The following is a 14,471-nucleotide window of genomic DNA, read 5'->3' as shown; positions in this document are numbered from 1 at the left end:
GCCTTCTTTTTTCACGAGGTTCTTCAGGCCCACGAATTCAGGGCCCATCTGGACCTTGGCTTTGATCCACTCGGGCTTGCGTTCGACCGGGACGGCTTTATTGCGCTGTTCAACGCGCAGCAGCTTACGGCCTTCAGGTGCCAGGGTCACTGGAGTGCTCCTTCGGGGCTGGATACGAGTGGTTCTTCGTGCTTGCGGAACTCTTCGATGAAGCGCTCGGCAATGTCGGCCGGGTTGATGGTCCTGCCGGTCTCAATGGACATGGTGGTGACGCTGGCGTCGGTGATGCCGCACGCGATGATCTGCGCGTAGGGAGCGAGATCGTTGCTGCAGTTGATGGCCACGCCGTGCATGGTGACGCCGTCGAGGACACGGATGCCGATTGCCGCAATCTTGCGGTCCGGGCCCTTGTCGTCGGCGAGGACCCAGACTCCGGCCCGGCCCTTGACCCGCGTGGCTTTGATCCCGTAGTCCTCCATGATTGCGATCATGACGGCTTCGAGGCGCTCGACGTAGTCACGGATCCCGGCGCGGTTCTTCAGCTTGAGGATGGGGTAGGCAATGAGCTGTCCCGGTCCGTGCCAGGTCAACTTGCCGCCACGGTCCACCGGTACGACCGGCGTTCCGTCAAACGGGCGCTCGTGGTCCTCCGTGAGCTTGCCAGCCGTGTACACCGCGGCATGTTCAAGGAGCAGGACGGTGCTCGGTTTCTCGCCGGCAACAACCTTGTTGTGGAGTTCGCGCTGGATATCCCAGCCCTGTATGTAGTCAACGAAATCCGGGGCAAGACCCAGCTGTGAAAACTCAAGAGTCATGGGGACAAGCTTAGACCCCGCTGGACGCACGCCATGATTTTGTGGCCAAGCTCTCAGTCGTACTCTGCCTGCTTGCGGGGCCGCGGCCCCCAGGGCCTGTGGATAACTTCTGCGGCAATCCGCGATTTCCGGTATTTGTTGAGGCATGGAGACTTTTTCGCCCGGCGAGAGTGGTCGGGACCATAAGGGGGACATACCTTCCCCGGGGATCGAACCTTCCGAACCTTTGATCCCAGGCTTTGTTCCGGTCCGTGAGCTGGGGCGCGGCGGGAGCGCCACGGTGTGGCTCGCAACGGAGCAGCGGTCGCGGAGCAATTTCGCCGTGAAATGCCTTGGCCGGAGGCCGGCGACGGTGGATCCAGGGGAGGCCAGGTCATCCGTGCTGCGTGAGGTGCGGCTTCTGTCCAGGCTGGACCATGAGCACCTCGTCAACGTCCACGGCGTCGTTGAGTTGGCAGGGTCCTTCGACGGCGGCTTGGGCGTGGTCAGGGACAACGCCCCCGGGGGATCCCTCGGGCAGTTGGTGTCCAGCAGGGGGCGTCTTGGCGTGGGTGAGACGGTGACTATCCTGACGCCGCTCGCGCAGGCATTGGCTTATCTGCATCGCCAAGGCATGACACATTCCGATGTTTCGCCCGGCAATGTGCTCTTCACTGCCCAAGGGAAGCCGCTCCTGTCGGACATGGGCATTTCCCGCGTGGTGGGGGACGCTTCCGGGGTCCCGGAGTCCGGAACTCCCGGATTCGTGGATCCCGATCCGGTTGTCCGGCGGAGCGCGGAACTCCAGCCGCAGCGGGATACCTACGCCCTCGCTGCCCTTGGCTGGTATTGCCTCACCGGTTCTGCTCCGGACACTGCGGCACGCCGGCCGCCCCTGACACTCCTGGTACCCGCGGTTCCCACCGCCCTGGCCGTTGCCATCGAGGCCGGGCTTCATCCGGATGGACAACAGCGGCCCTCCGCGGCCGAATTGGGTGTCGCAGTCTATCGGAGCGCCGCGGCGGAAGCCGTGGACCTTTCGGCTTCGGTGCACGCGGCTGTTGTTCCGGAACTGATGACCCGGCGTCGGGCTTCCGGTCCTCGCTCAATGCAAGCCCGCATCGCGGCGCTTTTCAGCTTCCGCCGTTCGGGAGTGGGACGCAGACACAGGCGGGCGGTTGCGCCGCTTTCCGTACGACGGCGGGCGGCGTCCGTTGTGCTCGCCGTCGGGATAATCGTGGTCGCCGGATCAGTAGCCGCGGTGTGGTTGGCTGGCACAGGGTGGTGGACTGGCGATCGGGGACCGGGAGCCGAGGCCTCCGCTTCGGCGCCTCAGACCGTCCTCGGCGAAGTCCCAGCGGCGGTTGAGGTTCCCGCGGGGCTGTGGAGCCGGATCCGATCCCCAAAGCCAGAGGAAGCCATCAGGGGACTGTCGGCGATCCGGGACACGGCGTTGAGTTCCGGCAAGTTCGAACTCCTGGACCACGTCAATGTGCAGGGCTCGGCGGCCGCCGCCTCGGATGGGAAGCTCAGGGACGAATTGATCGGCGCCGGCTTGGTTCTCGCCGGCTTTTCCACGACCTTGACCGGCGTGAGCACGGAGAGCCCTTCCGGCCCGGACCGGGCAACAGTTAATGTCACGGTGGAAACGTCCGCCTATGACGAACGGGACGCCTCAGGGAAGGTAGTCGGAGCGCGTCCCCGCGGAGCACCACAGGAACTCAGGGTGGTTCTCCTGCGTAGCGGGGATGCGTGGAGGATCGCGGAGATCCTGGCCAAGTCTTAGGCGATCATTTGCCGCCGCTTGCCACCCATCGGGCGGCGTCCGCCAGCGCAGGGTGCTGCCAGGCAAAGCCCGAGTCCATCAGCCGTGCCGGTTCCATGCGCTGGTTGGCAAGGACAAGTTCCTCTGCCAGATGGCTGCCGAGGGCGAGACGCAGCGCGGGGGCAGGTACGCGTAGGAACGCCGGCCTGTGCAGAGCCGCCGCCAGTTGAGCGACGATGGCGTTGACGTCGGCGCTTTCCGGGGCGCACACGTTGACGGGACCTTCGAGTGACGAGTTGAGCAGGTATTCGAAGGCTGAAACTTCATCCACGAGGGAAATCCACGGCCAATATTGCCGGCCGTTTCCCAACGGTCCGCCCACGCCCATCTTCAACAACGGAAGGAGCGGCCCCAACGCTCCGCCATCAGGGCTAAGGACCACACCGGTACGTGGCGTCACCACTCGTACGCCGGCAGGTGCCATGTGGGCGGCGGCCTCCCAATCGACGCACAGGGTGGCCAGCATGCCTTTGCCTGGTCCCGCGTCCTCGCGGAGCAGGCCGGCACGGGACGAGCCGTAGTAACCCGAGGCCGACTGGCTCAGGAACGATCCGGGCGGAGTTCCCAGCCGTCGCATGGCCGCCGTGAGCGTTTTTGTTGTCCGCAAGCGTGAGTCGATGATGTCCCGTACGCGTGCTTTGGTCCATCGGCGCTCCCCGATGCTTGTTCCGGAGAGGTTGACCACTGCGTCTGCGCCGTCGAGTACCGCCTGATCCAGTTGACCCGCGGCCGGATCCCAATATGCCTCGCTGGACCCTGCAGGCGGACGGCGGACCAGCCGGACGACCTCGTGCCCGCGGCCGAGGAGATGCGCGGACAGCGCGGTTCCGATGAATCCTGAAGCACCCGATATCACGATTCGCATGCCCCATCTCATCATGGCAAGCATCACTTCGGCATTACGGCAGGCCTCAAAGGGCTCGCTTCTCCGTTGACTATGATCGAACAATGACCTCCTCCAGCTACTTCCGTTTCCCGCATTTGCACGGCGATTTGATCACTTTCGTGGCCGAAGACGACGTTTGGATCGCGCCCGTGGCCGGAGGCCGCGCGTGGCGGATTTCGGCCCAGCAGCTCCCTGCACGCAATCCCCGCTTCACCCCGGACGGCAAGCGGCTCGTCTGGACCACGATCGTCGGTGCCGCACCCGAGGTGGTGACAGCCAATGTCGACGGCGGCGGGTACCGGCAGTTGAGCTACTTCGGCCACAGCACCACCCGCGTCAAGGGATTCACCTCCTCGGGCGACATCGTGGTCACCACGGCTTTCGAACAGGCTGAGGGGCGGCACACGTATGCCTACGCTTTGCCGCTCGACGGCGGCCCCGCCGTCGGGCTTCCCTTCGGCCCCGTCGAATCGGTGGCGTTCGGCCCGGAAGTGGGGGACGAGCGTCCCGTTGTCCTTGCGAGCGTGCTTTCCCGCGAGCCTGCCTGGTGGAAGAGGTACCGCGGCGGTACCGCCGGAAAACTGTGGATCGACGCCGACGGGAACGGCGAGTTCGCCCGCTTGCTTCCCGGGCTCGACGGGAACCTCGCGGACCCGCTGTGGGTAGGCGGACGGATCGCCTTCCTCTCAGACCACGAGGGATACGGAAATCTCTATTCAGTGCAGCCGGACGGTTCGGATCTGCGCCGGCATACCGATCACGAGGACTTCTACGTCCGGCACGCTGCCAGCGACGGCAAGCGGGTCATCGTTGAATCGGCCGGCGAGTTGTGGATCCTGCCGACGCTCGAGGCCGATGCCGAGGCCGTGCGGGTGGACATCTCGCTGGGCTCGGCATCCCAGTCGCGCCGCCCATCACCCCTCAAAGCCGCCGCCCATTTGGGCGACGTCTTCCCCAACTCGGCAGGTTCGGCCAGCGCGGTGGAATCCCACGGAACCATCCACTGGCTGCGCCACCAAGACGGACCGTCCCGCGTGGTGGAAGCGACCCCGGGCGTGCGGGCAAGGCTTCCCCGCCCCCTTGTTGACGGGCGTATCGCCTATGTAGCGGACCACGACGGCGTCGATTCCCTTTACATCAAGAGGATTGCCCCGCGTTTTTCGCGGCCTGCCGTCGAGGCGCCAGTCCAGGACGCTGGACCCGCGCCACGCGAAGCTGAAGAGGACGGCGCCGGACAATTGCCCCGCCCGGTCTCGGCATCGGCCATTGCGGGACAGCCCGCGACGTCCGCGGTTCGGCTGCCGGAACCGCACGCGGAGCCCGCTACGGCGTCCGCGGACGCCGAGGCTGTCCCGGTCAACTCCGCGGGGGGCGGAGCCGAGGAGTCACGGCTCGACTTCCTGAGGATCGATTTCCCCAAGGCAGCCCGTCCAAGCGCCCTCGAAGCCAGTCCCGATGGCCGGTGGCTTGCCGTGGGTACCGCATTCGGGGACGTCTACCTGGCCGACACTGCCAGTGGCACCTTGTCGCTGCTTGTCAGCGTAGGGGACGGCAGCATCGAGGGCCTCGCATGGTCGCCGGACTCACAATGGCTCGCATGGTCCGAGCCTGTGACGTCCTTCGGCTCGCGGAGCAAGTTGCGCATGGTCAGCACTGCCAACCCGGAAGACATCGTGGACGTCACCGATGGCCGCTTCTGCGACGAATCGCCGGCCTTCACTCCCGATGGCAAATTCCTGGCGTTCCTCTCGAACCGCAGCTTCGATCCCGTGTACGACGGCCATGCCTTCGACTTGTCTTTCCCGAGCCCCATCAAGCCGTACCTCGTGGCGCTAGCTGCAGCCACTCCTTCGCCTTTCGGCCCGGTAGTGGACCTGCTGGACGAGGACGAAGCGGACGCTGTACCCGAAGGGAAGAACGGCGGGAAGAACGGCGCGACGAACGGCGCGAAGGATGGTCCGGGGAATGGCGCCGGGACCGACGTCAAAGTCCGCGTGGACCGTGAAGGGCTGCCGTTGCGTGTCATCGGCGTCCCCGTGCCGCAGGGCAACTACTCGGCCCTTTCGGCCTCCAACGGCGCACTGCTGTGGCTCGACACCCCGCTCTCAGGCGTCACGGGAGATGGCCGTGGCACGGTGCAGGACAAGGCACCTGCTCCGGCGCTGGTCCGCTATGAGCTTTCGAAGCAAAAGCAGGTCACACTCGCGTCCGCGGTTGAGCGCTACCGATTGTCCGGAGACGGCAAGAAACTGGTCTTCGTCAACGACAAGAAGGTTATCGCCGTACCGTCCGACGCCAAGGTTGAGGAAGAATCGGGCGAGCTGGTCAAGGTTGAACTGAACCGGATCCGGGTGGTCATGGATCCGTTGGCCGTGTGGGGACAGGCATTCGACGAAGCGTGGCGACTGCAGCGGGACTTCTTCTGGACCGAAGACATGGCCGGCCAGGACTGGGATTCGGTGCACCGACGGTACCGTCCCGTCGTCGAACGCCTGGGCTCGCACGACGACCTGGTGGACCTTCTGTGGGAACTGCACGGTGAGCTAGGCACTTCCCACGCTTACGTGCGTCCGGCGGCGGCGGGCGAACCCGGGAGCAATGGACAGGGAAGGCTCGGTGCCGACCTCAAGCTCACGGAGGCCGGTTGGGAGATCACGCGCATCCTCGCAGGAGACACTTCCGACCCGCTGGCCAACTCGCCGCTGACTCGGCCGGGAGCCGACGCGAAGGTGGGCGACGTTGTCCTGGCGATCGACGGCGTCGGGCTCTCCGCAGACCGTACTCCAGCCAAACAGCTGGTGGGCGCAGCGGGCCGGACGGTGGAACTCACGATCTTGAATGGCGGCGGGCACGGCGAGGAGGCCGGCCGGCAGCGGCGGATCGCCGTAGTTCCGATGAAGGATGAGGAACGCTTGCGGTACCAGGAATGGGTGCACGCCAACAGGCGCACCGTGCGCGAGGCCTCGGACGGAAAGTTCGGCTACCTGCATGTCCCGGACATGATGGCCAACGGCTGGGCGCAACTTCACCGGGACCTCGATACAGAGACGGCGCTGGACGGGTTGATTGTCGATGTGCGGCGGAACCGCGGTGGCCACACTTCGCAGCTCGTGGCTGAACTGATCGGCCGCAAGGTCACCGGTTGGAGCATGCCGCGCGGCGAAAAGCCGCGCACCTACCCGCACCACGCTCCGCGCGGCCCCGTCATTATCCTGACCGACGAATTCGCGGGCTCCGACGGCGACATCATCACGCAGGTGTCCAAACTCCGCGGCATCGGCCCGGTCATCGGCACCCGGACCTGGGGCGGCGTCGTCGGCATCGACAACCGTTTTTCCCTGGCTGACGGCACCGGCGTGACCCAGCCGCGCTATGCCACGTGGTTCTCCGGCGGCATCGGCTGGAGCGTGGAGAACTTCGGGGTTGAGCCTGACATCGAAGTGGTGTTCCCGCCCCACGCCTATGCGGCCGGCACCGATCCCCAGTTGGAGTACGGGATCGGCGCGCTCAAGGAAATGGTCCAGGAACTACCCACGGACCGGCCGCCGCTTCGTGAAGGCTACAGCAAGGTCCGCCCCGCTGCGTTGCCCGCGAGGCCGCAAAAGGGCTAGCTCAAGGCCTGCAAAACGAAGTCCCCGCCCTTCCGGAAGGGCGGGGACTCGCTTTTTGGACAGGTTTCGGACGTGTTGCCGCTAGGAAGCGAGCGTGGCATCCAGCGTGATCGGAGTTGCCCGGAGTGCCTGGGATACGGGGCAGTTGACCTTGGCGTCCTCGGCGAGGCGCTGGAATTCTTCTTCGGAAACACCGGGGATGCGTGCGCTCACGGTCAAGTGGATGCCCGTGATGCCCTCGCCCGGCTGGAAGGTGACGTCGGCCTTGGTGTTGACCTCTTCCGGCGTGAAGCCTGCACCCGCCACGCCGTTGCTGAATGCCATCGAGAAGCATGCCGAGTGTGCTGCGGCAATCAGTTCTTCGGGGCTGGTCTTGCCTTCCGCGGACTCCGCGCGGGCCTTCCAGGTGACGTTGAAGGTCCCCAGTCCTGAGCTGTCCAGCGTGGTGTTGCCGGCGCCTTCGATCAGGTTGCCGTTCCATACGGTGTGTGCGGTGCGTGTTGTAGCCATGTCCACTCCTCAGCGTCGTTGCGAATTGGCATCCGGATACCGGATGCCGCCGGGTTCAATCCTAGGGATTCGACGGCGGCGGCGCACCGCTTGTCCGCTCTCAGAGGATTGTGACTGCCACTGTTTGAGAAGCGACGGTTTAAGCGGCGACGGCCGCCGGACGAATGTCCAGGCGGCCGCGCTGTTTGCTCAGGTCAGCGTGTATTCGCCGGTCACTGCCAGATCGTGGCGATGGCGATGTTGAGCAATCCCAGGCCTCCGACGCCGTGGGCCAGGCCCGTCGAGACCGGTTCGCCCTTCTTGACCTTGCGCGAGCCGATGACGGCGAGCACGGCCACTGCGAGTCCGATCGCGAACTTGATGCCGAGCTTGAAGTAGTTAGGGTCGGCATTGGGCAGCATGGGCAGGATTCCCATCATCGCAATACCCGTGATCAGCTGCACGAAGGCACCATCCCGCTGGCGCGGGTGGACAGTCGGCTGCTTCATGGTGGCGATCCAGTAGCCCACAATCATGGCTGCGCCGACGATGTGCAAGAACAGCAGGACGTTGAAGAGGATAGTCATGGCTCCAGCTTATCCAGAATCTTCTACGAGCCGTAGCAAAGCCACGGGGCAATATCCGGGCATGAAAAACGGGAAGGTCCCGGCGGTTTCCCGTCGGGACCTTCCCGTCACACGATAACTGGAATCAGAGGCCCAGGTCGGCTTCGAAGGAACCTTCCTCAAGGCGGGCCCTGAGGGTCTGCAGGAAGCGGCCCGCGTCGGCACCGTCAACCAGGCGGTGATCGTACGTGAGGGACAGGTACATCATGGAGCGGATGGCGATCGAGTCGTCACCGTTCTCGTCGGCAACGACAACCGGACGCTTGACGATCGCGCCGGTGCCCAGGATGCCCACCTGGGGCTGGTTGATGATCGGCGTGTCGAACAACGCGCCGACAGACCCGATGTTGGTGATGCTGAAGGTACCGCCGGACAGCTCGTCCGGACCGATCTTCCCCTGGCGGGTACGGCCGGCGACATCGGCGATCTTGCTGGCCAGGCCGGCAAGGTTCAGGTTGCCGGCGTCGGAAATGACCGGGACCAGCAGGCCCTTGTCGGTGTCCACCGCAATCGCGAGGTGTTCCGCGTTGTGGTAGGTGATTTCCTGCTTGGCTTCGTCGTACGCGGCGTTCAGCTTGGGGTGCTGCTTCAAGGCTTCGGCCACGGCCTTGGCGATGAACGGCAGGAACGTCAGCTTGACGCCGTTCTGGGCCTCGAAGGAGCCCTTGGCCTTGAGGCGGAGCTTGGCGATCTTGGTCATGTCGACCTCGTGCACCTGGGTCAGCTGCGTCGAGGTTTCGAGGGACTCGCGCATGCGGCGGGCGATGACCTGGCGGATGCGCGGAGCCTTCTCGACGGTACCGCGGAGCGAGGAGGCCGCCACCGGGGCAGCAGCAGGCTTGCCGGGGGCTGCAGGAGCAGCGGACGCCGGGGCGGCGGCTGCTGCCTTCTTGGCGTCGGCCGCGGCAAGCACGTCCTGCTTCCGGATACGGCCGCCGACGCCGGTGCCTGTCACGGTGGTGATGTCGACACCGCTCTGGTTGGCCAGCTTGCGGACGAGGGGGGTGACGTAGCCGGACTCGCTCGAAGACGATGCGGGTGCGGCAACCGGTGCCGGAGCAGCGGGTGCGGGAGCTGCCGGTGCCGGGGCAGCCGGTGCGGCGGCTGCGGGAGCCGGGGCTGCCGGAGCGGGTACGGATTCAACAACGGGTGCTGCTGCAGCGGGTGCTGCTACGGGTGCCGGTGCTGCTGCGGCGGGGGCGCCCGAGCCGATGACGGCAAGAACGGAACCGACTTCAGCGGTGTCGTCTTCGTTGACGCGGATCTCGAGCAAAGTGCCGGCCACGGGGGAGGGGATCTCGGTGTCGACCTTGTCCGTGGAGACCTCGAGGAGCGGTTCGTCTACCTCGACGGTGTCGCCGACGGCCTTGAGCCAGCGRGTGACGGTGCCTTCGGTGACGCTTTCACCMAGGGCGGGGAGAGTCACGTCGTGACCCGATGCCTCGCCGGATGCTGCGGCGGGGGCTGCGGCTTCTTCGGCTGCGGGAGCCGGTGCTGCTTCAGGTGCTGGTGCTGCCTCAGGTGCGGCGGCTGCCGGTGCTTCTTCCGCAGGTGCGGCGGCGGGCGCTGCAGCGCCGTTGCTGCCGCTGCCGATCCGAACCAGGGGAGCGCCGACTTCGGCGGTCTCGTCTTCAGCTACGAGAATTTCTTCGATGATGCCGGCAATAGGAGACGGGATTTCGGTGTCTACTTTGTCGGTGGAAACTTCGAGCAGGGGCTCGTCGACTTCCACTCGGTCACCAACCTGCTTGAGCCAGCGAGTGACGGTGCAGTTCGTGCGGGCGCAGGACCGGGTGTCTTGCGTAACGACTTAGCCGTGGAGCGGCTTTCCTGCCAGCGCGAGGTGGACTTCGCCCAGGGTCTCGTTCTGCGTCGGGTGTGCGTGGATGAACTGGGCAACGTCCTCCGGGTGTGCTTCCCAGTTGACGATCAGCTGTGCTTCGCCGATCTGCTCGCCCATGCGGGAACCGATCATGTGGATACCGACCACCGGGCCGTCCTTCTGGCGGACAACTTTCACGATGCCGCCCGTGCCCAGGATGGAACTCTTGCCGTTGCCGGCCAGATTGTATTCCTGGGTCTGGACCTGGTCCTCGCCGAACTTCTCCTTGGCGCCCTTTTCGGTGTAGCCAACGGTGGCGATTTCAGGTTCGCAGAAGGTGACCTTCGGGACGTTCACGTCTTCGACGACTACCGGGTTCAGGCCCGCGATCTCTTCGGCGACGAAGATGCCCTGCTGGTACCCGCGGTGGGCCAACTGGACGCCGGGGACGATGTCGCCGACGGCGTAGACGTTGCCGACGCCGGTGTGCAGGCGTTCGTTGGTGATGACGAAGCCGCGGTCGAGGGTGATACCTGCTTCTTCGTAACCAAGGTTGGCAGTAACGGGGCCGCGGCCCACGGCAACCAGGAGGAGATCGGCTTCGAAGGTCTGGCCGTCAACCAGGGTGACCTTCACTCCGTTGTCGTCCTGCTCGACGCCCTGGAAGAAGACGCCGGTGCTGAACTTGATGCCGCGCTTCTTGAAGGCGCGCTCGAGGTTCTTCACGATGGCGGTGTCTTCGTTGGGAACGAGGGAGGGGAGGCCTTCGACGATCGTGACGTCGACGCCGAAGGACTTCCACACGGAAGCGAATTCGACGCCGATGACGCCGCCGCCGAGGACGATGACGCTCTTGGGGATGTAGTCCATGGTCAGCGCTTCATCGGACGTGATGACGCGGCCGCCGATTTCCAGGCCGGGCAGGGAACGGGAGTAGGAACCCGTGGCCAGGACGATGTTCTTGCCCTTGTAGGCTGCGCCGTTCACGACGACGGTGTCGGTGCCCTGCAGCTTGCCTTCGCCTTCGATGACCGTGATGCCCTTGGACTTGATGAGTCCCTGCAGGCCCTTGTACTTACCGGCGACGATTCCGTCCTTGTAGGCGTTCACGGCCGTGATGTCGATGCTGTCCAACGTGACGTTGACGCCGTACTTGGCGGAATCGCGTGCGTGGTCGGCCAGTTCCGCCGAGTGCAGCAGGGCCTTGGTGGGGATACACCCGTTGTGCAGGCAGGTGCCGCCGAGCTTTCCCTTCTCGACAAGGCCAACGGTGAAACCAAGCTGAACGGCACGCAGAGCCGTGGCGTAGCCGCCGCTGCCGCCACCGAGTACCAGGATGTCGAATTCTTGCGCAGTTGCCTGATCGGCCACTAGGACGCTCCCTCGCGTGAGCGATGACACGCGACTACGCGTCATCTGGTCTTGGAACTTGTACTGCCGCGATTATGCCAGCACCGAAGTTCTCTTGCATTTGTGACTACCGTGGTTCACCTTAGCGAACCACTTATCCATGCTCCACCCTGCCGAGGCATTTGTGGGGCGCTTGTGGCCAGACTCACGTCAGGCCGTGGGGCCGGTCATGGACCGGCCCCACTTGGGGACGTGTCTAGGCCGTGGCCAGCACGTCTTCGACGTAGGCGAGCAGTGTCCGAACGGTGCAGCCGGTGCCTTGCTTGGGCGTGTAGCCGTAGGGGCTGCCGTTGTTGAAGGACGGGCCGGCGATGTCGACGTGTGCCCAGGGGATCTGCTTGCCCTCGGCGTCCTTCCCGACGAACTCGCGCAGGAACACGGCCGCGGTCATCATTCCACCGTGGCGTTCGCCGATGTTGGCGATGTCCGCCACTTGCGAGTCGAGGCTGGCCCGCAGTTCTTCCGGCAGCGGCATCGGCCAGACGAGCTCGCCCGCGCGGTCTGCCGCGGACTTGAGGGCGCCCGTGACGGCGTCAGAACCCATGACACCAGCGGTCCGGTTGCCGAGGGCGATCAGCTGGGCGCCCGTCAGTGTCGCGACGTCGATGATGGCGTCCGGCTGCTCGAGGCTGGCCGCGACGATTCCATCCGCCATGACCAGGCGTCCCTCGGCGTCGGTGTTGAGGACCTCGACCGTCTTGCCGCCGTACACGGTGAGGACGTCAGCCGGGCGCTGTGCAGCGCCGGAGGGCATGTTCTCGGCTATGCAGAGCCACGCGGTCACCTTGACGGGCAACCCAAGCCCCGCGACGGCCAGGACAGTATTAAGTACGACGGCGGCGCCCGCCATGTCGCTCTTCATGTCGCCCATGCCGAGGGCAGGCTTGATGGAAATGCCGCCCGTGTCAAAGGTGATGCCCTTGCCGACAAGCGCGATCTTCTTGGTGGCCTTGGCCGGGGCGTACTCCACCTTGACGAGGCGCGGCTGGCGGGTTGAACCCTTGCCAACGCCCAGGATTCCACCGAAACCGTCCTTTTCGAGGCGTTTCTCGTCCCACACGGTGACCTTGACCGGCAGTCCCTTGGTGAGTTCCTTGGCAGCTTCGGCAAAGGACTCCGGGTACAGGTGGCTCGGAGGCTGGTTGACGAGGGTGCGGGTGGCGTTGACCGCGCGTCCCACGAGAAGTGCCCGATCGAGCGCGGGCTGGACGTCCTTGCCGTCAAACGCCGTGTGGATCAGGACCTTGCCGACCGGATCCTTGAGGCCGTCCTTGCTGGAGCGGTGCTCTGTATAGGAATAGGAACCCAGCACGGCGCCTTCGGCGACGGCCGCGACGTCGGCGAGGGACGCCGTCGGGAGGGCCAGTGTCACGGAGGACAAACCGGCCAGTTGGCGGACGGCGGATCCTGCAGTCCGGCGCAGGGTTTCCTCGGCGAGGAGCGCGTCGCCGGCGACCTTGCCGACACCTGCCAGGACGAGGACGCCCGAACCGGTCTCCGGAAGACCCGGCAGACGGTGTACCTGATCGGGTGCTCCCGTGATGCCGAGGAGGCCCAATGAAGCGGCGAGGGTTTCCGCGGCCTTCGCCCCCAGCGGGTTCCCGAGCAGTACCGGCCCGTCTTCCCCCTGGCCAACGGCTATCACGAGTGCGTCGCTTGGCGCCTTCTTCAGGTCCTTGGCAATAGTGCCAAGGGTGATGTCTGTAGTCTTCACCACGAGGATTTGTCCTCATCTCTCTCTGCATGGCTTGGCCGGGCTGCATGTTAGGCGCCCGGCCCTGGTACCCCTCGGTTGTCCGCTTGTGACAACGTCGGTGGTTGCTTGGGTCCGCACACGGCGGCACGTCTCGATCGTAGTCTGTCCGTTGCGCGGGAAGGCAATTAAATGAGAGTTGCGGCACATTGGCCGACAGGAATGCGCGGCCGGTCCGGGGCGTTGTACCAATACATGGAGCGTGGCCGGCCGCCGAGGCGTCTGTTGCGGCGTGCAGCCGCCTGCTCCTCCAAGAATTTGAAACTGCGAAAGGAACATGCCGTGTTTGAACGGATTTCCGGCTCACTCCTTGACCCTGAGTCGCTCTATGCGAGCAACATCGAGCTCTTCCACAGCCCGGATATCAGGGGCCTCAACATGCTGATGGGCTTCACCGGATTCGCTGATGCCGGTCACGTGGTCCAGCAGATCAACCGGGAACTACTGGATACGCTCGAAGTCGAAACCGTCGCTGTGTTCGACGCCGACCAGCTCATTGACTACCGCACGCGCCGTCCCCACATCAGCTTTGTCGAAGACCATTTGGAGGACTACAAAGCCCCCCAACTGGCGCTTTACAAGCTCAATGACGGCTTGGGCGAGCCGTTCCTCCTGCTTGCCGGTTTTGAACCGGATCTCCAATGGGAGCGTTTCGCGCGCGCCGTCGTCGGGATTGTGGAAAAACTGGACGTCAACCTGGTGACCTGGATCCATTCCATTCCCATGCCTGTTCCGCACACCCGGCCGGTTGGTGTCACGGTGCACGGTAACCGCCCGGAACTCATCGAGGGCATTTCGACGTGGAAGCCGACTGTCGAGGTTCCTGCGGCCGTCGGCCACATCCTCGAGTTGCGGCTGGTCGAGGCCGGGCGGAAAGTGGCCGGGTACGTCATCCACGTCCCGCACTACCTCGCCGATGCCGAGTACCCGCCGGCAGCGGTGGCGGGACTTGAATACCTGGGGGCTGCCACGTCCCTGATGCTGCCGACGGACCGCCTTCGCGAGGCGGGCAGGGAAGTGGGCAGGCAGATCTCCGAACAAGTGGAAGCATCCGAGGACGTCCAGCAGGTTGTTTCAAAACTGGAGTCCCGCTATGACGACAAGGCCGAGGGAACGGTCCGCCGTTCCCTGCTCGCCGACGAGAACGACGAACTGCCGAACGCCGAGGACCTGGGGGCGGCGGTTGAGGCGTATCTCGCACGTAAAGATGCGCGCCCATAAAGCAGGTTTAATGCAGCCCCGGGCATAATGGAAG

At 65.0% G+C, this 14,471-nt stretch carries 9 protein-coding genes and 2 pseudogenes; 3 read left to right on the top strand and 8 right to left on the bottom strand.

Annotated features, from left to right (window positions below; all coding sequences use genetic code 11):
- Positions 1-150: pseudogene (locus AB4074_RS10810) on the bottom strand (lipoyl synthase); the annotation flags it as partial.
- The gene (lipB, locus tag AB4074_RS10805) at positions 147-815 is read right to left on the bottom strand and encodes a lipoyl(octanoyl) transferase LipB (RefSeq protein ID WP_441413374.1); all 669 of its coding nucleotides are present in this window, start codon (positions 813-815) and stop codon (positions 147-149) included. The pseudogene AB4074_RS10810 and the gene lipB, both read right to left, overlap by 4 nt.
- Before the next feature lie 226 nt (positions 816-1,041).
- On the opposite strand from lipB, the gene AB4074_RS10800 reads away from it, so the two are divergent.
- Positions 1,042-2,580 carry a serine/threonine-protein kinase gene (locus AB4074_RS10800; RefSeq protein WP_441413373.1) on the top strand — a complete coding sequence of 513 codons (1,539 nt, stop codon included), beginning with the start codon at positions 1,042-1,044 and terminating at the stop codon, positions 2,578-2,580.
- A gap of 4 nt (positions 2,581-2,584) precedes the next feature.
- On the opposite strand, the gene AB4074_RS10795 is transcribed toward AB4074_RS10800, so the two are convergent.
- The gene (locus tag AB4074_RS10795) at positions 2,585-3,484 is read right to left on the bottom strand and encodes a TIGR01777 family oxidoreductase (RefSeq protein WP_441413372.1); all 900 of its coding nucleotides are present in this window, start codon (positions 3,482-3,484) and stop codon (positions 2,585-2,587) included.
- Positions 3,485-3,567: 83 nt separating this feature from the next.
- Here AB4074_RS10795 and AB4074_RS10790 point away from each other — a divergent pair, with 83 nt between their 5' ends.
- On the top strand, positions 3,568-7,116 hold the full coding sequence (locus tag AB4074_RS10790) for a S41 family peptidase (protein ID WP_441413371.1): 3,549 nt from the start codon (positions 3,568-3,570) through the stop codon (positions 7,114-7,116).
- A gap of 81 nt (positions 7,117-7,197) precedes the next feature.
- On the opposite strand, the gene AB4074_RS10785 is transcribed toward AB4074_RS10790, so the two are convergent.
- From AB4074_RS10785 to AB4074_RS10765, 5 genes and pseudogenes are all read right to left on the bottom strand, one after another.
- A complete protein-coding gene (locus tag AB4074_RS10785; protein WP_184739048.1) occupies positions 7,198-7,626 on the bottom strand; it encodes an OsmC family protein in 429 nt (142 codons plus the stop codon).
- 212 nt (positions 7,627-7,838) lie between these two features.
- The gene (locus AB4074_RS10780; protein WP_059389121.1) at positions 7,839-8,192 is read right to left on the bottom strand and encodes a hypothetical protein; all 354 of its coding nucleotides are present in this window, start codon (positions 8,190-8,192) and stop codon (positions 7,839-7,841) included.
- Positions 8,193-8,316: 124 nt separating this feature from the next.
- Positions 8,317-10,008, bottom strand: a pseudogene (gene sucB, locus AB4074_RS10775) (2-oxoglutarate dehydrogenase, E2 component, dihydrolipoamide succinyltransferase); the annotation flags it as partial.
- Positions 10,009-10,041: 33 nt separating this feature from the next.
- Positions 10,042-11,424, bottom strand: a complete 1,383-nt coding sequence (gene lpdA / locus AB4074_RS10770; protein WP_441413370.1) for a dihydrolipoyl dehydrogenase — start codon at positions 11,422-11,424, stop codon at positions 10,042-10,044.
- A 235-nt stretch (positions 11,425-11,659) separates the two neighbouring features.
- Positions 11,660-13,180 carry a leucyl aminopeptidase gene (locus AB4074_RS10765; RefSeq protein WP_441413369.1) on the bottom strand — a complete coding sequence of 507 codons (1,521 nt, stop codon included), beginning with the start codon at positions 13,178-13,180 and terminating at the stop codon, positions 11,660-11,662.
- Between the two features lie 318 nt (positions 13,181-13,498).
- Between AB4074_RS10765 and AB4074_RS10760 the strand changes: the two genes are divergently transcribed.
- Complete coding sequence (locus AB4074_RS10760; RefSeq protein WP_441413368.1) at positions 13,499-14,437, top strand: proteasome assembly chaperone family protein; 939 nt, start codon at positions 13,499-13,501, stop codon at positions 14,435-14,437.
- Positions 14,438-14,471 lie beyond the last annotated feature (34 nt).

Origin of the sequence: Arthrobacter sp. 2MCAF14, from assembly GCF_052115645.1 — a bacterium.
Classification (GTDB): domain Bacteria; phylum Actinomycetota; class Actinomycetes; order Actinomycetales; family Micrococcaceae; genus Arthrobacter.
The sequence above is the reverse complement of the archived record's forward strand: the minus strand, read 5'-3'. Positions and strand labels throughout refer to the sequence as shown.